Below are 20514 nucleotides of genomic sequence, written 5' to 3' on the forward strand. Positions count from 1 at the left end.
CTTAATCAATTTAAGTACAATAAGAATTTATCGACACCAGATGATAAATCTATAGTAGCTCCTAATACCGATACGCTGTATTTTTCTGCTTGGTTGGATTTATCTAAAGAACCTGTTGTGCTGAATGTGCCGGATACGAACGATCGATACTATACTGTTCAGTTGTTAGATGCTTGGACGAATACATTTGCCAATATAGGCAGAAGGACCACTGGTACAAAGGCAGGGAAATTTGTAATAGTCGGTCCACATTGGCAAGGAACATTGCCTTCTGGAATTAAGAAGCTACAATCTCCCACTGATACAGTATGGGCGTTAGGACGTATCTTAGTTAAAGGAGAGAATGATTTGCCTGAGGCTCAGTCCTTGCAGGGAAAATTCACTTTGACAACTTTAAAAGGAAAAAGGGCAACAATTAAGCAGAAACGAAATCAATTGTTATCGACAACTACGGTAGAAGAATTAAGTATGATGGATTTTATAAACGAGCTGAATGAAGGGTTGAGACAAAATCCACCTTCAAAAAAAGAGCAAGCAATTCTTCAGCAATTTAAACCGATTGGTATTGATCCTTCCCTTGAAAATCCTTTAAAGGACATGAACCAAGAGACAATAAACGGACTCAATAAAGCAGCAAAAGATGCGATAAATATTATTCGTTTTAGCAATACACAGCTCAAGCCAGAAGGTAGCTGGCAGTATAACTATGATATTGGAACCTATGGCTTTGATTATTTACTACGAGCGGCTGTTGCCTATTCTGGCCTTGGGGCAAATATTATAGAAGAATCCATGTACGTAAGAACATTTGTCGATGAGAATGGAGACAAACTGAACGGAAAAAACAAATATGTAATTCACTTTGAAAAAGGAAAGTTACCAAATGTTGAAGCATTTTGGTCCTTGACTCTCTATAATTCAAGCTTCTTCCTAGTAAAAAATCCAATTAAACGCTATGCTGTTGGTGATCGTACAGAAGGGCTTCGATATAATGCGGATGGATCGCTTGATATTTATATCCAACATAGTCCTCCAGCGGGGAAGGAATTGAATTGGCTGCCAGCGCCCGAGGGTGATTTTAATCTCATCATGCGTTTGTATCAGCCGGGATTTGCCATTCTTAACGGAAGTTACAAACTACCTCCGGTGAAGAAAGTGAGTGGAGCATAAAAGGTTAGATCCATAAAAAATGCCGTTCTTTAAGAAAAAAACGGCATTTTTAGTTACTCTTAACATTTATCTAGGATAGGTACGGTCTGAAGTATTTTTAGATGAATGATTCATCATGAGGATGTGTTTCTAAAAAAGAATTCACCAATGCTTCCAGTTGTTCCGATTCGGGACTTTCACCTTCAAATGTAAATTCAATTTCTTGTATAAACTCACCATCTTTGTACACATGCAATCCTCCTCTTTGGAGTAAAACACTGTATTCCACTTTAAACCGATATCCGCCTTGCTCAATTGCTCCCATGTTCTATCCCTCCTCATACCGGCAGTAATATGTTTCATTGTTAAGTCTTCTCGCTTAGTATTTACATTGCAGGAATAACTATCCAAATACCGAGGAAGCCATCTCATTAAGCTTTTTCAATAAAATTTTCCAACCACTTGCTGAATTCCGCCAATCATAAGCTAAGGGATTATAGCTGAAGCCAATTGATGATTACTCTTATCTGCGCAGGCATCGGAAATCTGCTACATGGTTTCAATCTCTTTGGACATACTGTAGATGGCATCTTCTGTAATGATGTTAACATATGGACAAGGAGGAACTCATATGCCAAACCAAAATAAATTCACGAACTCCACAACTGCTCCGTTTGTGCAGGAGACAATGGAAGACATTTGGCGCACAACTTGCGGGACATGGCAAGACTGTAATGAAACCACTATTCAGTCTTTCTTGTCTCAGTGCCAACAGCATAACATTGACCCACAGTTCTGTATGAGCTGGGTTGAACAACATAGTGATAAGATTCCAAACTGGTCAGCTGTTTCTGATACAACTCGCGAATGGGTGAACCAACATACTTCTACCGGTTCTCCTATTTCTACACGAGACCCGCACATGCCTTAAATACAAAGGAGAGCCGCTTGGCTCTCCCGCATTTTTATTGCATTCTTAATGAGCAATTTCCACTCAACATTTCTGCATGCCTACTTCTCTGTTTATCAATATTTAAAGTATATTTAATTCAAAATAATATGTCTAGAACTACAGGACAATGATCGCTGCCCATTACATGTGAATGAATTTGGGCATCTTTTAATGAATTTTTTATTCTTTCAGATATAATAAAATAATCAATTCTCCATCCAATGTTTCTCTCTCTTACCTTATTCATATAGGACCACCAAGTATATGCATCTTCCCTATTTGGATATAAGTAGCGAAAGGCATCTATAAACCCGGATTCCAGTAGCTTCGTCATCTTTCCTCGTTCTTCTTCTGTAAAGCCGGAGTTTCCTTTATTGGATTTTGGATTTTTCAAATCGATTGCGTTATGAGCTACGTTTAAATCTCCGCATAAAATAACCGGTTTTATTGTATCTAAATCCCTAAGGTAGCTGCGAATTTTATCTTCCCAAGCGATTCTGAAGTCAAGCCTTGCCAAATCTCTTTGAGAATTGGGGGTGTATACATTCACCAAATAGAATTCTTCAAACTCTAAGGTAAGTATCCTTCCTTCCGGTTCTTGTTCTTCAATCCCTACACCATATGTAACGGATAACGGCTCCTTCTTTGTAAATACGGCCGTACCGGAATAACCTTTTTTAACTGCATAGTTCCAATATTGAAAGTAGTTTTCTAAGTCCAAATCGATTTGTCCTTCTTGTAATTTAGTTTCCTGAATACAGAATATATCTGCGTCCGCTTCTTTAAAGTATTCTAAAAATCCTTTGCGTACACATGCTCTAATACCATTAACATTCCAAGAAATCAGTTTCATAAAATTATAACTTTCTCCTCATTGGCTTATCTATATTTTTTCGATAAATAAAATTTTATCATGTATCGCCTTTAAGATATACAGTTATAATATTTGGGATTAATTGGCCCTTTCGCTTTCAACAGCTCTCCTCTATAATTGCCTGTTAGAGAAAGGAGGAGAGCAAATGGCTGATGTAAAACAATTTATCTTTTTCGATTTTGAAATGCTATGTTCAAATAGAGGAATGCCTTTTAGTGATATGGAAGGAATTCGCCTAGGTGCTGTGAAATATGATATTGAGACAGAGAGCATTGCGTATTTTGATCGTTATATTCGGCCTGCAAAACTGGAATCTTTAACTCGATTTTGTAAAGAATTAACGGGAATCCATGATTCTGACTTAGTTAATGCAAGTGATTTTAAAGCGGTGTTTGAAGATTTTTTAACCTGGATTGGCGGAGTTAAAAAATCTCGTTTTTTCTCTTGGTCCACCAGTGATTTATCTCGTTTGAAAATAGATGCAGAAAAATATGAAATACCTCTTGCTACGATTAAAAAAATTGAAAAACGTTATATAGACTTTCAAGCGATCTTTACAAAAAGGGTTTCAAGGAACAACCTTTCGGTGGAAAATGCATTACATGTATATGGGTTAAGTTTTATTGGAGAAAAGCACAATCCGATGTATGATGCATATAATACCCTTCGTATCTATTTAAGCTTTTTAAACGAGCGAGTAGAGTCTGATTTTATCATGTTAAAACAATTTATTTTTGAAGAAGTACCGCTTGAAATTGAACAAATAAATGTAAAGCTTAGCGAATATCTAAGACAAGATATGCAGTTATTTGCAGAACAATTGAATGAAATGTGTAAAATGAAAGACGCAGCAAAAATAATAAAAAGGACTCGGAGAATAGTTGAGAAATATGAAAATGTTCTAATCAACCGTTCGGGTTTATTTTCTCAAGAGAATATTTTTCATGTCGGTCTTTTAGTAAATTTTTATCATGATTTATTGTTGTCTTATGATGAACATTTCAAACACTCATCTAAAATCATAATTTTAGATGAAAGTATGGTACAATCTTTAAACCAGCTTTTTTTGAAGCGAGGATGAAGAACCATTCTCCTTCGTACATATTATAACTCCTAACCCCTCACTATCCTCTGGGCTATTTACACGCACAAATTCATAAAAAATGCATCAGGCTGATACCTGATACATTATGATTACGCAACCTTATGGAAGATGGAATTTATTATGCATCATTCTCCCCCATGTGTCACATTTTTCCCGTAGAATATTTCGTCCATCTCGGCTTTCAATTTCTTTGTGATTGAATCCCGTTCATCGCTATGCAACTTTTCTTTCGTATAACCGAACAGATAATTGTCTAAATCAAATTCCCTAAGCTTACATTTTGTATGGAATATATTTTCTTGATATACGTTAACATCGATCATGTCATATAAATTTTTAATGCCGCTTGGAATGTAATTTTGGATGGAGCTGATTTCATGGTCGATAAATAATTTGTGACCTGTGATATCTCTTGTAAAGCCGCGTACCCGATAATCGATAGTCATGATATCTGTATCAAATGAATGTATTAAATAATTCAATGCTTTAAGCGGCGAAATTTCCCCGCATGTGGATACATCTATGTCTGCTCGAAACGTACTGATTCCATCGTCGGGATGATATTCCGGATAAGTATGAACCGTTATGTGACTCTTATCCAGCTGTGCTACAACGGCTTGCGGAACGGGTCCGGGTGATTCCGATAATGATTCGATTGAGGCATCTCCGACCGGACCTTCCGACACTAAAATGGTTACACTTGCTCCTTGTGGCTCATAGTCTTGCTGCGCAATATTCAATATGTGCGCTCCGATAATCTCAGTTACAGTTGACAATATGTTTGTTAATCTTTCTGCATTATATTGTTCATCAATATACTCTATGTATGCCTCACGTTCTTCTTTCGTTTTTGTATAGCAAATGTCGTACATATTAAAACTTAAAGATTTGGTCAAATTGTTAAAACCATGTAGTTGAATTCCTTGTTTTGGTGTTAGGTGCATTATTTTATATCCTCCTTTTGTACAGAAGATTACTCCGACAGTTCTAATTTCTGCTTTAATAAAGGGCTTATATTCAGTCAATGTACTTAAAGGTAATATTTACTAAATTATTAAATGTAGTATATACTACCAACGAGTTGAAAGATAAGAAAAACGCCCAATTTCAACGGGCGTTCCTTTTCATACTACATATTTGTTAATCACAAAACCCCAAGCGCTCTTACAAAACTCTGACACGGTTTGATGTACACCAACACTACTCAGCCTAGTCAAAACAAACAATATGTTTTAATATTGTTTGCCAATATGAAGTATGTTATTCGGAATTGCACCCTTAAATCGAAACCTAAATGAAATTAATACCTGATGCATCATGCTTACTCAATATTTGTTATATAAACGTTGGGCTCTATCAGCACGTTCTAGCATTCCCGTAGTTTTTCGTACGATTTCACGCCCACCCTTTCTTACAAACCATAAGAGATAACAGACGCGTGCATATTCTTCTAGAGACCGTAACACCTTGTCATTTCCTTCTACAGTACGGGCTAATTCATAAGAATCCCTATCCAAATCCCAGTCATTCTGACTGCTTTTATATGTAAAGTTAACACATTTTTGTGCCAAGTTAGGCACTGTATATAAAGACACATAATCTAATGATAAAATAAGTTCGTTGACACTGCCATCCTGATATACTTCTCTGCTGACAAGCTTGTTAATCCGTGTCATGCCGTCCCTTGTTCGTTTATCCCTTATCATTTTAACTTGTGTAGATTCTTTGTCCATTCTATCTCCCCTTCCTATACCAAGTTGAAACCCATTATATTCTGTGCAAGAGGAATTTATGCTAACTTCAAACAAAATGGCCAAAAGATGAAGGCGGCTTTATGACTTCTTACTCGTTTATAGAGAAAAGTGGAATTGAATAAGGTTGCTCATAGTAGGAATAAATCATCTAATATTCCCTTCTTGTTTCAGATATACTTAATGAAGTGTTCAACTCTATAATGGCAGGATATAATTGAAATTTAGTGCCATAAACTTTGCTTTTCAAAGTGAGGTAGAAAATAAAATGCTGTATTTAGATAAAAAACATGATCCAAGAAAGAACGCAAAATTATTATCACAAATTACCGAAAGCAAACAAGATATTAAAAAAGCCATAAAGGAAACAGAGCGCCTTTTTCATCAGCACAGCATGAATGGACATATACTAGAACAAAACTATGCCCAGTCTTTTTCGGTACTTGCTTTTTTAAAAAAATTCGTGACAAGCCTGACTCATCTTACTTTTACTTCCTTAGGAAATGATAATATTGTAGCATCAGATACATTTGTTGATGAGAAGGGAAATGTTTATCCAAGATGGAAAGAACGATTGGATACAGAATACGCAAAGTTAATGAATGAAATTCATCTGGAAGTAAATGTTGCAGATTACGGTGCTGTAGGCGATGGTATTACTGACAACACTAAAGCTTTTAAAAAGGCGATTGGAAACGGTCGGGTAAAAGTTCATGTGCCAGAAGGAGTTTTTTTAACAAAGGGAATAAGGCTTCCATCATGGACGTGTTTAATCGGGAAAGGAAAAGGCGTGACAACGATAAAGCTTCACAACGACACGCCAAAAGGGACCAGGCTCGTTACAAACGCTAACCATCTTAGAGGAAATCGCAATATTCTTGTGCAAGGAATGAGTTTGGATTGGAATGTAGGCAGGCTCGCCAGCACAGATAAAACTAGTACCGGCGGCAATCATTCCAGCTGTTTGACATTTGCTAATGTTTCATTGGGTTGGGTTAAGGATGTCGAAGGGATTGATGCAGGGCTTCATTGCTTTGACGTTTCATCGACCTTCTATAATTATTCTGGAGATGGAACCCGTGCACGGGGCGGGAGCAAGTACGTGTGGCTGGATAACTTAAACGGTTATGGCTTTGGCGATGACGGGATTACAACTCACCATAGCGATTATATTTTAATTTCAAACTCCCATATGTGTGATCCGAGCGGCAGAGCGCATGACAACGGTGCTTCTAACTCCAACGGCATTGAAATTGACGATGGCTCCAGAAATGTCTGGCTTGTGAATAATTCTACTTCAAGATGCTTCGGGGGAGTGGAAATCAAAGCTCACCACAATTCTTCTGCGGCTTCTAACGTTCAAATCATTGGTCATATTTCGGTAAATGATAACCGTTCCTATAATTTCCGCCATATTGGCCATCACAAAAGTACTGACCCTGAATCTAAAACAGCCTACAATATCAAGGCCACGAATATTGCAGCGATAGCACCCATTTACACAGAACTATATACTGATTCTACTCCGCGCGGTATGGTGGTTTCTGCCTATAGAAATGTAGTCATTAACAATTTTACGTTGATTGGTGATCCTGATTACAACTATAAAGGGAATTCTGTAATTGCTATCCAATATCGCGCGAGAAACGTTGTACTGAATAATGTGGCGATAAGGAATTTTAAAAGCGCAGGCGTGGATATTAAGGTATTTGGCGGTGAACACCGTGCAGACCATATCCATATTTGCAACGTAATGATTCGTAATTCTGCCCCGCAAGCTATCGATATAGGGTCCGGCGTACAAAGCGTTAGAATTCATAAAGTAATTGCCTTAAGCCAAAACGGAAGATATGGATTTAAAGCTGCTAACTTCCCCACAAGTATTTCAGAATTTTATGCAAGGGGTTATAAAACCCCCTTTTCTATTGCAGGAAATGATTATGAAACAATATAAAAACACAGAAATTTATAAAAAATGCACCAGACTAATACCTGGTGCATGATGTTTATTCAATCTTATTCACTTGAAGTTCATTATCTACAACTGACACTTGAATCTTCTTCACTTCGCCGTTAAGAAGCAAGTCAGCTACTGTATCTTCCACTTTTTCTTGAATGACTCGGCGCAGCGGTCTTGCTCCGAAAGCAGGGTGATATCCGATTTCAGCGATTCTTTTCTTGGCAGCTTCGTCCATAGTCAGTTCGATGTCTTGCTCTTTTAGATTTTCTTGTAATTCCTTGGACAATAGCTCCACAATTTTCACTAAGTCTGCTTCTTTCAAATGATTAAACGAAATAATCGCATCGAATCGGTTTAAGAATTCCGGTTTGAAGTATGCCGTTAAGGAATCCATAATGTTGACTTGCTGCTTGTCTTCATTCGCGCTTCCGAAGCCGACTGTCGGAGCCTTCTTATCAGTTATTCCCGCATTGCTTGTCATAATAATAATTGTATCCTTAAAGCTTACAGTTCTTCCTTGACTGTCCGTTAAGCGTCCGTCCTCTAAAATTTGTAGGAAGATGTGCTGAACGTCCGGATGTGCTTTTTCAATTTCATCTAAAAGTACGATGCTGTAAGGTTTTCTTCTTACTTTTTCCGTCAGCTGTCCTGCTTCTTCGTGTCCTACATATCCAGGAGGAGAACCGATTAGTTTTGAAACAGTGTGCTTCTCCATGTATTCGCTCATATCTAAGCGAATCATTGCCTCTTTATCTCCGAACACTTCCTCGGCCAGCGTTTTTGCAAGCTCTGTTTTACCTACACCGGTCGGCCCTACAAACATGAAGGAGGCCGTCGGTCTTGTTTTTGATTTTAATCCTGCTCTTCCGCGTCTAACTGCTTTTGCAACTTTATCAACTGCTTCTTCTTGTCCAATTACTTTATCGGTTAGTCTTTGTTTTAAGTTTTGCAATTTTTGCTGTTCCTGCTGCTGCAGCTTTCTTACCGGAATTCCGGTTTTATCTTCTATAATTTTTTCAATATCTTCTACTTTTACTTCCGCTACTGTTCGTCCTTTCACAGCGCTTAGTTGTTCCATTATTCGTTTTTCTTCATCGCGCAATTGCGCCGCTTTTTCATAACGTTCTTCTTTTGTAGCGATATCCTTCTCGCTTCTAATCTGCTCTAATTCCACCTGCAGTTTTGCCGGTTCTTGACTGCTTTCTCTCAAGTTTACTTTTGAACCTGCTTCATCTAGCAAGTCTATTGCCTTATCCGGCAAGTAACGATCTTGAATATAGCGGTGTGAAAGCGTTACGCATGCTTGAATGGCTTCATCAGATATTTGTACTTCATGATAGTGTTCATATTTGTCCTTAAGGCCTTTTAATATCTCGATAGCCTCTTCAACAGAAGGCTCATTTACTATTACTGGCTGAAAGCGTCTTTCTAAAGCTGCATCTTTTTCGATAATGCGATATTCCTTTAATGTAGTCGCACCTATTACTTGCAGCTCCCCCCGTGCCAAAGCCGGTTTTAAAATGTTTCCGGCATCCATGGAGCCTTGTGCTGAACCTGCACCTACGATTGTATGAATTTCGTCAATAAATAAAATAATATTATTGTTCTGTTGCAGTTCTTCAATTAACATTTTCATACGCTCTTCAAATTGTCCGCGTACACCTGTATCAGATACTAACGATGCAACATCTAAAACATAAATTACTTTATTCAGTAATTTAGCCGGAACTTTTTCTTCTGCGATACGGAGTGCCAATCCTTCTGCAATCGCAGTTTTACCGACACCTGGTTCGCCGATAAGAACAGGATTATTTTTGTTTCTTCGATTAAGGATTTCGATCACTCGTTCTACTTCCTTATCTCTCCCAATTACAGGATCGATCAAGCCGTTTTTAGCAGCTTCGCTTAAATTTCGCGCCATTCCATCTAAAAAACGGCTTCCTTTCGCGTTTTGAGCATTTGCTGAAGCATGATTTGACCGGTTATGTTCTGATGCTGCATGCATATGGTTTCCAAACATATCAAACAGATGAGAAAAACCATCAAACGGAGAACGGTTCATTGCAAATTGCCTGCTCTTCTCCTTCTCATAACAAACGCGGCATAGATGTCTTTCGCTTTTTTGACCGTTTATATTTACATTCAATAAAATATTCGCTTGATTTTGACCACAATTTTGACATTTCATATACATTTCACTCCTTCACAACATTGTATCTATTTAAATAACTATTATAATCAAAAATTGACTTTGACTAACTTTGACCTTTTGGTGATTATTTTACTCCCTTTATAATCATTATCAAGCGGTAATTTTTGGGTGATAACAGTATTGCTCCCGTAATAAATAAAAACCAGTATGCTGCTGAACTAGCACAACATACCGGTTTTTAAATGCTCAATAATGATGATTTTTGAAAAAAAGGTGGTTCTTCATCTCTTTTTTACATGTTCTTTCTCGCAAAAATAAATGCAATGACAGTAAACTTTTTCAATCTAATATCTGTACAACACCTTGCCCACCGTCAACTATAACTCTGTCTCCTGTCTTAAGCCTTGTGGTGGCGTTACCGCATCCCACAATAGCAGGAATGCCAAGCTCTCTAGCTACGATGGCAGCATGAGATAGAGGCGCTCCTATGTCTGTTATGATAGCTGCAGCTTTAGGGAAAAGCGGTGTCCATCCAACATTGGTAGTAGATGCAACTAAAATTTCACCTGACAGAAGGGTATCTCCTTCTTCAGGACTTGTCAGAACACGTACACTTCCTTCTATTCGCCCTGCTGCTCCAGCAAAGCCTTTTAGTGTTTCAGAATCAGATGCTTTGATAGGCATATGAGTATCAAAATAGTCAACTCTTCGATCTGGGTCTTCTGCCCACTTGAAAGGGTCGAACCGTCCATTAATGATTGATGGAAGCGGGGGAAGAGCCTTGTATTTTTCGTAGTTTTCTCTTCTGACTTGTATATACGTAACTGCTACGTCATCTCCAGAAAGTAACTTCACAACTTCATTAACATATAAGAAAAATACGTCATCTTTTATTCCTGTAAGTTCACCTGTTCTAAGTATAAAAGCTCGAGCTACTCGATAAACTCTTACAAACTCTGAACGTGTTGTTTCTCTTAGAGCAGCATATTCGGATGCTTTTGCTAACTGTGTCTTAAGCCATTTTACCTTGTTGGGGAAACGCTCCTGAAATCTTGTAAATGCACCTTCGTATTGAGTATGTTGTTTATTTAAAAGAACTTCTGCATCAATGCCAGACTTCATATATTCCTCTATCTGACTTTCAAGCCAATGTATATCCTCTGCAGGGTGAGGAATTGATAATTCGAATTCGTGAGGTCCTCGATGACCTTGCTGCATTAAATATTCTTCACGACTCATTTTGCCCTTAATTACATTAGATATGCCAATGACAGGGCCGAGACTTGCAAGTCCAGCATTACCTCTGAGGTTGGATAATAGTAGATTCGCATCCTCTTTTCCTACAAGCTTTGTTAGCTTAGTAGTCAATTTAGAAGAAGTCCTACCAGACTTACGTCCACCGGCAAGTAAAGTAAACCAAGCTTTACAAATATATGGGTAGAGTTCCTCTTTCCATAATACTAATAGTTCTTGCTTTGTCCGTGCATATCTAATTTTCTCTGTCGTTTGAACGCACCAAGTTGGTGTGTCCTCAAGATACTCTCGTATATTTTTCATCGCTTTATTTAATTTTAAAAGATATGGTTTTAGTTTTACTGCCATTTCCTTTAGTAATCCAAGTCTTGAAAATGGATACAAAGGTACATTGATTCCTTCAGGTATTTCCCCTAATGCGTCACTAATCAATTTTGCCATCTTCCCACCCTTTGGATTCATTCCAAATACTGTGTATAAAGATAATGCATGACTAATATTTGTGTAGGCTCTTCCGCATATATTGCCAGACCACATATAATACCCAGGGACTACATTTGACTCTTCATCAAGCGCTCTTAGTAAAGACCATGTAAGCGGCGTCATAACATCAGGAATTGCCTCTCCTATATTCGTATTGGTCCATAGAAAATCTCCAAGTAACGTATCATTCCATTCATAGGTTTCAAGATTACCCGAATTTAACGTTGTAATAGGTCTTGCTTGAAGGATATATAGTTTTCCTTTTGATACAGCCCATTCCATATCTTGAGGACAATTCAATTCTTTCTCAAGCCTAGCAGCAAGTTTATAGAGTGTTGATGCATATTTTTGAAACTCATCTGGACCAGCATATTTCCCTTTTAGTCTCATAATGGTAAAAGAGTGTGCATTTGCCTCCCCGGATACAAGCTGCTCTCCCAATCCATAGACATAATTACCTGTCATATTTAGGCGGCTGCCTGTAATCGGATCAGCAGTAAACAATACTCCTGAAATTTCAGATTGTACCATTAATTGAACGACTATTGCAATTTGGTGAGAATGATCAATTCCTTGCACTGTACTATATACTTTTACTCTTTCAGACTGTGTTGATTGATAAACCTTATAGATAGCATTCAAAACCTCTTCGTCCGTTTTTACATTTAGAACCGTTTCAAACTCTCCTGCAAAAGATGCCTGGCCTGAATCTTCACTTAATGCAGATGATCGTACGGCAAATAATGCAGATTCATTATTTTTTCGAATGGCATTCAAATAATCGTATATCTTATTCAAAGATATATCACTTAATTTAGCTTCTTGAAAAGCTGAGGGCAACACTATAAAACCTTCTGGCACAGGATATCCTTCTTGAAACATTTTGGAAAGCATGCCACCTTTTCCACCTGCGTATGGCTGAAGATCAGGAGTTAATTCTTTAAAATTTTTTACCGTGTTATCCACATAAAACAACTCCTTTTCATAATCTCCGCATTCACTTTTCACAGCCTCATGAACATTCCTTATATAGACATTTTCTTAATAGCTCTAAATAATAATCCATTTCTGCTACCATATCTTCTAAATGAAGTTCACTCAGAGAAACGTGCCTTGCTTTTTCCTGTTCCTGTTTACTGAAACCTTCTAGCGTCCAAACAACCATATTAATCGCTCTTTTGTGATCAATATCCTCTCTAAATTTAGAAACATCGATATCTTCAAGTACTTTTTCATAACTGATTGCAATTTTCTCTTTATTTCGATGCTCTAACTCACGCTTCACATCCTCTGATTCTTCAAAATATGCAACCTTAATGAAATCAAACATGTCAGGGTATTTCTTAACTAATTCCACTTTAAGCAATACAAGCTGCCGGAATCTTGCTAGAAGATCTGTTTCATTTAAGTCAATTTCCCCAAAAAACTCATCCATAAGAATCTCTAACGAATAGTCATACAAAAATAAAAACAAATCCTTCTTATTATTAAAATAGTGAAACAGCGACCCTTTTGAAATATTTGCATCTTTCACAATTTTATCTGTAGATGCATTTTTAAAACCCTTTTGTGTGAATTCTTTTATCGCTGCATTTAAAATACGATCTTGCTTTTCACGTTTTAAACTTAAGAATTTTGAAAACATAATGTTTGCCACCTTGCTTAATAAATAATTGTAAAAAGGACCACACGAGTCAATGATAATATATTCTTTTTTGACTGGTGTGGTCAATGATAATGTATCATTTTTGACTAACATGGTCAATTATCTAAATTTGTTTTGAGTATATATTACCTAAATTTTAGCATTTGGATAATTTTGTTATTGTATCTGCGTGGGTTATAGGAATATGGAAACCATTGAAGACGCAAAAATCCCCTTTAAAAAAGAGTGGTGTTTATTCTGTTACACAGTTTAATTCCCCAATTAACTTAGTTGCATATAAGATGGGATCTTAACCAATTAGGTTTATACGTACCGTTCGTAAAAGTACACGTTAATAGACACGTCGAAGTGTACTGTTTTTTAGTATATAAAAGTGTACTTTTTTAGACGCATAAAGGGAGAGGTATTTCAGGTTGGCTACGTATTCACAATGAGGGCAAACAGAAGGCGGAGATGTTATCTCCACCTGAATTTGAAAGTCATATTCATTCTCCAACATGCCGATAATCTTAAAGCGTGAGAGATTTAAGATGTCCATAGGCTGTCTTTTGTTCATTAATTTTTTTCTTCGATTGCCGATTGTTTTCAGAAAATAAAGTATAAGATCGTAAAAATGAACCTCCCCCACTTACTCGCTTCCGCTCCTGGAAGTGGGAGTTTCTTAGCACCAACAAAGATAAGGTCCCATGAGAAGCGGATTTGCCATCTCCTCTCTGCACCTATGCAGGGGCTCCTTCCTTTGTCTGACTAAGCAACTTCTGCACATGCAGAAGGGTGGGAACACACCGTCTACTACTTTTTGCTTACGCAATCCGTAGATACTTTCTTTTTGTTTCTTCCGGAATATGACACATCTTTCCGTACAGTTCTTTTGCCAAAATGTTGCGGGCACCATGAATGTCCCGGTGTTCTTCGTAGCCGCACGCACAAACATAGTTGCGTGTCCGCACTTTCTTTCTTCTTTGGCAACATGGACATGTTTGAGAAGTGTATGCTTCGTCTACGAGAAACAAGAGAATGCCTTTTGCGTGCAGTTTATACTCTAAATACGCGCGGAGTGTGCCAAATGACCAATTTGACAGCTTTTGGTTGACGTGTTTCGTCCGTTTTTTCTGTTTCCTTCGCTGTACGCCTTCTGGATTGCCGACGAAAACTTGCTTCACTTCGTTTTCCAGGCACCAATCGACGAAGTTCTTCGTGGTCTTGTGGAGGGCATCCTGCAATTGCTTGGATGACTTGGACAGGATGAACTGCTTGGCGCGATTGTATTTCTTCCATTGCCGGGAATACTTGTTGCATTTACTCATGAGACGTTGAAGTTCCCCCAGCTTTTTATTGCGCAGCTGATGGATCGAGCGAATTTTTCTGCCGGTGACAATGAGTGCTTCACCGGTTTCACAAAACGCAGCAATCGAGTGGATTTCTCCCATGTCTACACCTGCAGAATGCGTGTATGTGTGCCTCATGGGAATCTCTCCATCTTCATAAGAGATGGCTAAATAGAGTCCATTGTCCCATGCGAGTTCAATTTCTTTCAGCTTTCCTTCGGGTAAGGTCGCAGGATTTACAGATACGACAATGGGCTGTTCTCGTTTTCCGTTATGGATGCCCATCGACAAATGAATGGTGCCATTCTCTTTAACAGAAAAGCCGTCTTTCTTCCATTTCGTATTGTAGTGTTTCTTTTGTTTATAGGGATATTTGGCGGTTTTGATTCCTTTTAGGAGGGCAGCTCTTGTGGCATCTCTGGCGAACAAGTACTTTTCAAATACAGCTTGTATGCTTTGAGAATGTAAGTGGTAGCTTCCTTTCGTCAGTACTTGCAGGGCAGACTTGTTGATCCATTTTCCATTATGTTGCAGATGATATGCCTTTGCGTGACGCAAACAATCATTCCATACTTTGGCGGACTCGCGATTGCAGTCAAACAATCGCTGCAGGTTTGTCTTTGAGGTTTGGAAATAGACTCGTTTCGCTCGAATCATAGATTCACCCCCTATCTATTCCTCATTGTACCACAAAAAACATACGTTCTATTCATTTACAAAATTTTTACATGTCAGACAATAGAGATGGAACGTGCCTATCTCTTGCCCGAAGGCGATTCATCCCCCACTTACCGTTACACACCATTCACACGCTTGAAGTGGGGGTATTCTCGCCCAATTTATGATAAATTTGAGCATTCTGTGACAAAGGAAAAAATATTATTAACTATTAGAAGTAGATGTTAATTAACTCACTGTTTTATGGAAACCCTATCGCTACAATGAGAAGGTGTTAAGAACCTTCTAAATAATAATGAAATGGGGTTTTTTCTTGAACTTTCCACAATTGAAAATAGGTCACATGGTGCCAAAGGTTCCAATCATGCAAGGTGGTATGGGTGTGGGAATTTCTTTAAGTAGACTAGCATCTGCTGTTGCGAACGCTGGGGGAATTGGAATCATATCAGGAACGGGGATTACCGTCGATGAAATGAGATCACATATAAGGAAGGCGAAGGATTGTATAAAGGATTCCGGCTATATTGGGGTAAACGTTCTTTTCGCCATGAATGACTTTGCTGAAAAAATGAAAGCAGCCATTGAAGAAAAGATTGATTTCATCATATCAGGTGCTGGAATTTCAAGAGATATGTATGCTTGGGGCAAAGAATCCGGCATACCTGTCATCTCGATTGTATCTTCAGCGAAGCTTGCTAAGCTGTCAGAACGTCTAGGTGCTTCTGCTGTTGTTGTAGAAGGCTATGAAGCCGGAGGGCACCTTGGTACCGAAAGACCTTTGTTCGATATATTACCAGAAGTGGTTTCTGCGGTTAAGATTCCAGTTATTGCTGCTGGAGGAATTATGACCGGAGAAGATCTCGGGCGCGCCTTAAGTATGGGGGCTTCTGGAGTACAGATGGGAACGAGGTTCGTTGCTAGTGAAGAGTGCGATGCTCCGTTATCATTTAAAGAAAAATATGTACACGCGCGGCAGGAAGATACTATTTTGGTAAAAACAACCGTTGGTCTCCAGGGTCGTGTGATTAAGAATCATTTCACTGAACTTATTTCTGATGATAAAAAGGTGAACATTAAGAAGTGCATTAATTGCCTGAAAAATTGTTCTTATCGTTTTTGTACGCTAGATTCTTTGATTACATCTATGAATGGAGATTGCGAGAATGGCCTTGTTTTTGCCGGTGCAAGAGTGCATGAAATCGAAGAAATCCTGCCAGTTAAAACAATCATCAACAACATTATGAGAGAATATGAAGCTTGTATATGATTTTATAAAAATAAATAACATTTGATAGAAATCTAGGGGTGCCCTTTTGAGGCTGAGAGGAGCAATCCAACCCTTTGAACCTGATTTGATTAGTACCAACGTAGGGAAGATTAAACACGCTTGTGCAGCTTACCTATTTTTTGGGGTAAGCTTTATATTTCAAGGAGGATAGAAAAATGAACTATTACAAAAAATATTATGAGAAAAAGAACTTATCTTTTGAGGACTATTTTTCATCACTAACTCATGAAGATGTAAAGCACGTAATAAATAAAACAACGTTAAACGAGTTGGATTTTTTAACTTTATTATCGCCTGCAGCAGAGCCTTTTTTAGAAGATATGGGGCAAAAGGCTCAACAAGTAACTATTCAACATTTTGGGAAAGTAATGCAGTTGTTTGCACCTCTCTATATCTCCGATCACTGCGTCAATCAGTGCCTGTATTGCAGTTACAGCATAAACAATGATTTTCCTCGAAAAAAACTTACCTTGTCAGAAATTGAAGCAGAGGCCAAGGTAATAGCTGAAACAGGAATTGAACACTTGCTTATTTTAACTGGGGAATCACGGTTACATGCCTCTATTGATTATCTTAAAGAAAGTATCACGATTTTAAAGAAATATTTTTCCTCCCTTTCAATTGAGTTACACCCTCTGAAAACAGAAGAATATCGGGAATTGATTCAATGTGGCATAACCGGACTCACTGTTTATCAGGAAGTATACAACGAAGACATATATAAGCAAATTCATGTGAAAGGTCCAAAACGAAACTACTCATATCGATTGGATACGCCGGAACGGGGTTGCAAAGCAGGAATAAGCAAGGTTAATATCGGGGCACTCCTGGGAATGGATGACTGGCGGAAAGAAGTGTTCTTTACCGGTATTCATGCTGCTTACTTGAAACATAAGTATGCAGAAACGGAAATCGGGATTGGATTTCCAAGAATGCGCCCTCATTTGGGAGATTTTCAGCCAAAAACAAATGTTACAGATAAAAATTTACTTCAAGCCATGATAGCAATGCGTTTATTTTTGCCAGAATCAGATATTATCCTTTCAACAAGAGAGCAGCCAGAACTTCGTGACCACCTTATTAGTATGGGCGTTACTAAAATGTCTGCAGCTTCCTCAACTGCTGTCGGTGGTTATGTAAACAAAGAGACCAGCCACAGTCAGTTTGAAATTTCCGATGAACGAAGTGTTGACAAAATAAAAGATATGTTGCACATTAACGACTATCAAACCCGATGAAGATAATTAAGACTTTTTTCTTACTAGCCAGTTATTGTACAGTTCGTTTTGATACGCTAAGCTATTCATGAGACAAGGGAGCTCCTTTCAAGGATGGTTGGTCGCACTTCTATTCTAGTGAAGAAACGCTTCCTTGTCTCTTTTCCTATGGATTTGTCAGTTTTCACAAGTGCTTTTACTCAAGTACAATTATAAAATAAAAAAGAAAACCCGTACAATTGAATTTTGTACAGGTCTAACTTGCTTTCTCGTCTTCTTTTTTATCTTCCTTCTTAATTTTCTGGGTTAATTCAATGAGTGCTTTTGCAGCTTTCTCTGCATTAAACGTGCCAATTTCTTCGTAGTTAAAATCCATGGTGCGCTCACCTCGACGATATAGTATGCGAGATGTTTTGTCTGTGTACCTTACCCTACTCTTATATCGCTGAAATTTGAAGTGTAAGGCAGAAACTCCATATAATATAGAAAAAAGTCGACCTGACTGATCTCTTTTAGGTTAATTAAGTCCTATTTAATTCGGTAAAGGAAATTATTCAAATGAATTTCACCTGAATATACCCACAACCTATTCACAAGTAAAGCAAAAATAAAAAAACAGCGAAATTATTCGCTTCCTTTGATGAATTGCTCAAGTTCTTTTGTCTTTTGACCATCTAATTGATTAGAAATATAGATAAGACTGTTTTGAACTGCCATTGATTCTAAATGTAATAGTCTTTGCCCAGATGCAATTTAGGTCATTCTAGAGCTTCTGAAGATTACTCTAGAACAATATTGCTTAAGATACTTTTTATAGCCATTCAATCTTTATTGTAGCTGCTTTTCTTTCTCTTGTGGTGTCATGATTTGCTTCTGTATTTGAAGAGAACCATATCTTCTTAATAAACGTCTTGAGAAAAGTGTTACAAGGCTCAGACTCAAGTTCATCTAGCTTATCTAATGTTCTAATAGTGTCTTCTAGTCGTTGTTGCTCTTCATCTGTATTAGATAAATTTTCTAATTGAATGTCAATGAGCTCTATTTGTTGTTGAACTTGCCTGATTTGTTCTTCATTCTCATCCCGCATTTCGTAAAAATCGTTTTTTGTTATCTCTCCGTCCATTCGCATCTCTTTCAAATTTCGTTGCCGTTTATTGAGTTTTTCTAATTGCTTATTCAATGATTCTCGTTGAATCGCTAACTTCTTCTCTACATCGGTTGTATCAAGAGATTTCAACTTTTTTAGTGCTTGTTCAAAATCCGTCTTTCTTTCTTTAACCTTCTGTAATACAAACTTCTCTATTGAAAGGTACTTGTGGCCTCTGTCTTGACATACGTTATTATCAATTTTGTAACTGCACGATTTTATGAACTCAACACCGTTTCCATCACATTGCAAATATCTCTTTCTTCCGCAGCAGTTACAGTAAATTAGATTTTGAAGTCTTCTCGTAGCTTTCAACTTGTGAAAGAACTTGTCTTGACTATTCTCTTCTAACATCTTTTGAACCTCTAAAAATGTTTGTTTGCTTACAATACCAGAGTGAGCATTCTCAACGAACACTTCATCAACCACTCTGCCATTAACTCGTCTGCACGCTTGAATGACTCCGTAATAAACTGGATTCTTTCTAATTTGACTAATGTGGGAGCTAGTCAGTACTTTACCTTGTCTGCTTCTCCATCCGAGCATATCTAACTGCTTCGCGATTTCATTCGCACTAACTCGCTCTAATGTCTTTTGAAAGATGTGACGAATTATTTTAGCTTCATCTTCAACTATTTCTAATCGTTTATCTTCGTTCTTCTTGTATCCTAGAGGAATACGATTCGACATCGTCCATTTGCCTTGTTCTGCTGCTGCTAATCTCCCTCTTCCTAAACGTTTACGAATTTGTTTGTATTCGAAGTTTGCCATCATCGCTTGAAATGAGAAAAGCATTTCATTGCTTTCCTGAGACAAATCTATTGCACCTTGAGGAGTCAAAATTTTGATGTCGTGGAGAATCAACATCTTCTTAATTTCTTCAGCATGAGCATTATCACGAGAAATTCTATCGATGTCCATTACAAGAAGGGCGTCATAATCATCTAGTCTACTTAGCAACAAATTCAACTGAGGTCTTTCAGTATTAACCCCACTTGAAATTTCTTGGTAAATGTCATAGGTTAGTTTTTGTTGTTTTGAAAGCTTGATTAGAGCATTTCGGTGATTAGTCAGAATTTCATCTATATCTAAATGTTCCTCGTTTCTTGATAAGCGTAAATAAATCGCGGCTAATCCCATTCGCTTCACCTCTTAATATATGCATTTGGAATGACGCCATATTTTTCATCTAATAAAAATAGAAAATTAATATTTGTAATCTTGCCGACTGTGCCATACAACGTAATCACGACTATATCGCCAATATTGTATTTAGGTTGTTTTTTTCTAGTCAAACTATTCCTCCCCTTTACGAGTCGTGATCCAATGGTATTCTGACGATATCAGTATATGCGGGCTGAAGGAAAACGCTTATTATAGATGTGCATTATACAAAAAGAATTTTGCCTACAAGAAAAGCGTTTTTTTGCAAATGCATTGGCGGAGGTTCTTGGAGGGTAGCACCTAGCCGGTGGAGCTGGACATAAAAAAGCACACCCTAGTATGTGGT

General features: G+C 37.8%; 16 protein-coding genes, 1 pseudogene and 1 riboswitch. Of the genes and pseudogenes, 7 read left to right on the forward strand and 10 right to left on the reverse strand.

Annotated features, from left to right (window positions below):
- Positions 1-15: 15 nt before the first annotated feature.
- Both H540_RS35115 and H540_RS35120 read left to right on the forward strand, forming a co-directional pair.
- Positions 16-378: pseudogene (locus tag H540_RS35115) on the forward strand (DUF1254 domain-containing protein); the annotation flags it as partial.
- A 414-nt stretch (positions 379-792) separates the two neighbouring features.
- Entirely contained in the window at positions 793-1170 is a 378-nt protein-coding gene (locus H540_RS35120) for a DUF1214 domain-containing protein (protein ID WP_281172461.1), read from the forward strand.
- A 97-nt stretch (positions 1171-1267) separates the two neighbouring features.
- Here H540_RS35120 and H540_RS0104475 read toward each other — a convergent pair whose 3' ends face one another.
- Positions 1268-1474: a DUF5370 family protein gene (locus tag H540_RS0104475; protein ID WP_028399601.1), complete on the reverse strand. Its 207-nt coding sequence runs from the start codon at positions 1472-1474 to the stop codon at positions 1268-1270.
- Between the two features lie 306 nt (positions 1475-1780).
- Here H540_RS0104475 and H540_RS0104480 point away from each other — a divergent pair, with 306 nt between their 5' ends.
- Positions 1781-2080 (forward strand): hypothetical protein, encoded by a 300-nt coding sequence (locus H540_RS0104480; RefSeq protein ID WP_028399602.1) that lies wholly within the window; start codon positions 1781-1783, stop codon positions 2078-2080.
- 118 nt (positions 2081-2198) lie between these two features.
- Here H540_RS0104480 and H540_RS0104485 read toward each other — a convergent pair whose 3' ends face one another.
- A complete protein-coding gene (locus tag H540_RS0104485; RefSeq protein WP_028399603.1) occupies positions 2199-2954 on the reverse strand; it encodes an exodeoxyribonuclease III in 756 nt (251 codons plus the stop codon).
- A 166-nt stretch (positions 2955-3120) separates the two neighbouring features.
- Between H540_RS0104485 and H540_RS0104490 the strand changes: the two genes are divergently transcribed.
- A complete protein-coding gene (locus tag H540_RS0104490; protein WP_028399604.1) occupies positions 3121-4056 on the forward strand; it encodes a 3'-5' exonuclease in 936 nt (311 codons plus the stop codon).
- 149 nt (positions 4057-4205) lie between these two features.
- Here H540_RS0104490 and speD read toward each other — a convergent pair whose 3' ends face one another.
- Positions 4206-5024, reverse strand: coding sequence for an adenosylmethionine decarboxylase (gene speD, locus H540_RS0104495; protein WP_028399605.1), 819 nt, complete (start codon positions 5022-5024; stop codon positions 4206-4208).
- A gap of 381 nt (positions 5025-5405) precedes the next feature.
- Positions 5406-5813: a hypothetical protein gene (locus tag H540_RS0104500; protein ID WP_028399606.1), complete on the reverse strand. Its 408-nt coding sequence runs from the start codon at positions 5811-5813 to the stop codon at positions 5406-5408.
- A gap of 286 nt (positions 5814-6099) precedes the next feature.
- Between H540_RS0104500 and H540_RS29000 the strand changes: the two genes are divergently transcribed.
- Positions 6100-7785: a glycosyl hydrolase family 28-related protein gene (locus H540_RS29000; protein ID WP_034670359.1), complete on the forward strand. Its 1686-nt coding sequence runs from the start codon at positions 6100-6102 to the stop codon at positions 7783-7785.
- Positions 7786-7837: 52 nt separating this feature from the next.
- On the opposite strand, the gene H540_RS0104510 is transcribed toward H540_RS29000, so the two are convergent.
- From H540_RS0104510 to H540_RS0104530, 4 genes are all read right to left on the reverse strand, one after another.
- Complete coding sequence (locus H540_RS0104510) at positions 7838-9979, reverse strand: ATP-dependent Clp protease ATP-binding subunit (protein WP_028399607.1); 2142 nt, start codon at positions 9977-9979, stop codon at positions 7838-7840.
- A gap of 303 nt (positions 9980-10282) precedes the next feature.
- Positions 10283-12646 (reverse strand): PEP/pyruvate-binding domain-containing protein, encoded by a 2364-nt coding sequence (locus H540_RS0104515; protein ID WP_028399608.1) that lies wholly within the window; start codon positions 12644-12646, stop codon positions 10283-10285.
- A gap of 46 nt (positions 12647-12692) precedes the next feature.
- Entirely contained in the window at positions 12693-13325 is a 633-nt protein-coding gene (locus H540_RS0104520; protein ID WP_028399609.1) for a TetR/AcrR family transcriptional regulator, read from the reverse strand.
- Positions 13326-14149: 824 nt separating this feature from the next.
- Positions 14150-15331, reverse strand: a complete 1182-nt coding sequence (locus H540_RS0104530) for an RNA-guided endonuclease InsQ/TnpB family protein (protein ID WP_028399611.1) — start codon at positions 15329-15331, stop codon at positions 14150-14152.
- A gap of 316 nt (positions 15332-15647) precedes the next feature.
- Between H540_RS0104530 and H540_RS0104535 the strand changes: the two genes are divergently transcribed.
- Together H540_RS0104535 and thiH are read left to right on the forward strand one after the other, a co-directional pair.
- Positions 15648-16619, forward strand: a complete 972-nt coding sequence (locus H540_RS0104535; RefSeq protein WP_028399612.1) for an NAD(P)H-dependent flavin oxidoreductase — start codon at positions 15648-15650, stop codon at positions 16617-16619.
- A gap of 24 nt (positions 16620-16643) precedes the next feature.
- Positions 16644-16743: riboswitch (TPP riboswitch) on the forward strand.
- A gap of 52 nt (positions 16744-16795) precedes the next feature.
- The gene (thiH, locus tag H540_RS0104540) at positions 16796-17878 is read left to right on the forward strand and encodes a 2-iminoacetate synthase ThiH (protein ID WP_028399613.1); all 1083 of its coding nucleotides are present in this window, start codon (positions 16796-16798) and stop codon (positions 17876-17878) included.
- Positions 17879-18668: 790 nt separating this feature from the next.
- Here the strand turns inward: thiH and H540_RS0104550 are convergent.
- Complete coding sequence (locus H540_RS0104550) at positions 18669-20144, reverse strand: recombinase family protein (RefSeq protein WP_028399614.1); 1476 nt, start codon at positions 20142-20144, stop codon at positions 18669-18671.
- Between the two features lie 5 nt (positions 20145-20149).
- Positions 20150-20299, reverse strand: coding sequence for a hypothetical protein (locus tag H540_RS33980; RefSeq protein ID WP_169729565.1), 150 nt, complete (start codon positions 20297-20299; stop codon positions 20150-20152).
- Positions 20300-20514: the final 215 nt, after the last annotated feature.

This window comes from Ectobacillus panaciterrae DSM 19096 (assembly GCF_000430785.1).
In the GTDB taxonomy this organism is placed as follows: domain Bacteria; phylum Bacillota; class Bacilli; order Bacillales; family Bacillaceae_G; genus Ectobacillus; species Ectobacillus panaciterrae.

Excerpts from the sequence above, each read along its gene's own strand:
- H540_RS0104510 (WP_028399607.1), bottom strand. The coding sequence starts at position 9,979 with ATGAAATGTCAAAATTGTGGTCAAAATCAAGCGAATATTTTATTGAAT.
- H540_RS0104530 (WP_028399611.1), bottom strand. The coding sequence starts at position 15,331 with ATGATTCGAGCGAAACGAGTCTATTTCCAAACCTCAAAGACAAACCTG.
- H540_RS0104550 (WP_028399614.1), bottom strand. The coding sequence starts at position 20,144 with ATGGGATTAGCCGCGATTTATTTACGCTTATCAAGAAACGAGGAACAT.
- H540_RS35120 (WP_281172461.1), top strand. The coding sequence starts at position 793 with ATGTACGTAAGAACATTTGTCGATGAGAATGGAGACAAACTGAACGGA.
- H540_RS0104485 (WP_028399603.1), bottom strand. The coding sequence starts at position 2,954 with ATGAAACTGATTTCTTGGAATGTTAATGGTATTAGAGCATGTGTACGC.
- H540_RS0104535 (WP_028399612.1), top strand. The coding sequence starts at position 15,648 with ATGAAATGGGGTTTTTTCTTGAACTTTCCACAATTGAAAATAGGTCAC.
- thiH (WP_028399613.1), top strand. The coding sequence starts at position 16,796 with ATGAACTATTACAAAAAATATTATGAGAAAAAGAACTTATCTTTTGAG.
- speD (WP_028399605.1), bottom strand. The coding sequence starts at position 5,024 with ATGCACCTAACACCAAAACAAGGAATTCAACTACATGGTTTTAACAAT.
- H540_RS0104475 (WP_028399601.1), bottom strand. The coding sequence starts at position 1,474 with ATGGGAGCAATTGAGCAAGGCGGATATCGGTTTAAAGTGGAATACAGT.
- H540_RS0104520 (WP_028399609.1), bottom strand. The coding sequence starts at position 13,325 with ATGTTTTCAAAATTCTTAAGTTTAAAACGTGAAAAGCAAGATCGTATT.
- H540_RS29000 (WP_034670359.1), top strand. The coding sequence starts at position 6,100 with ATGCTGTATTTAGATAAAAAACATGATCCAAGAAAGAACGCAAAATTA.
- H540_RS0104490 (WP_028399604.1), top strand. The coding sequence starts at position 3,121 with ATGGCTGATGTAAAACAATTTATCTTTTTCGATTTTGAAATGCTATGT.
- H540_RS0104480 (WP_028399602.1), top strand. The coding sequence starts at position 1,781 with ATGCCAAACCAAAATAAATTCACGAACTCCACAACTGCTCCGTTTGTG.
- H540_RS0104500 (WP_028399606.1), bottom strand. The coding sequence starts at position 5,813 with ATGGACAAAGAATCTACACAAGTTAAAATGATAAGGGATAAACGAACA.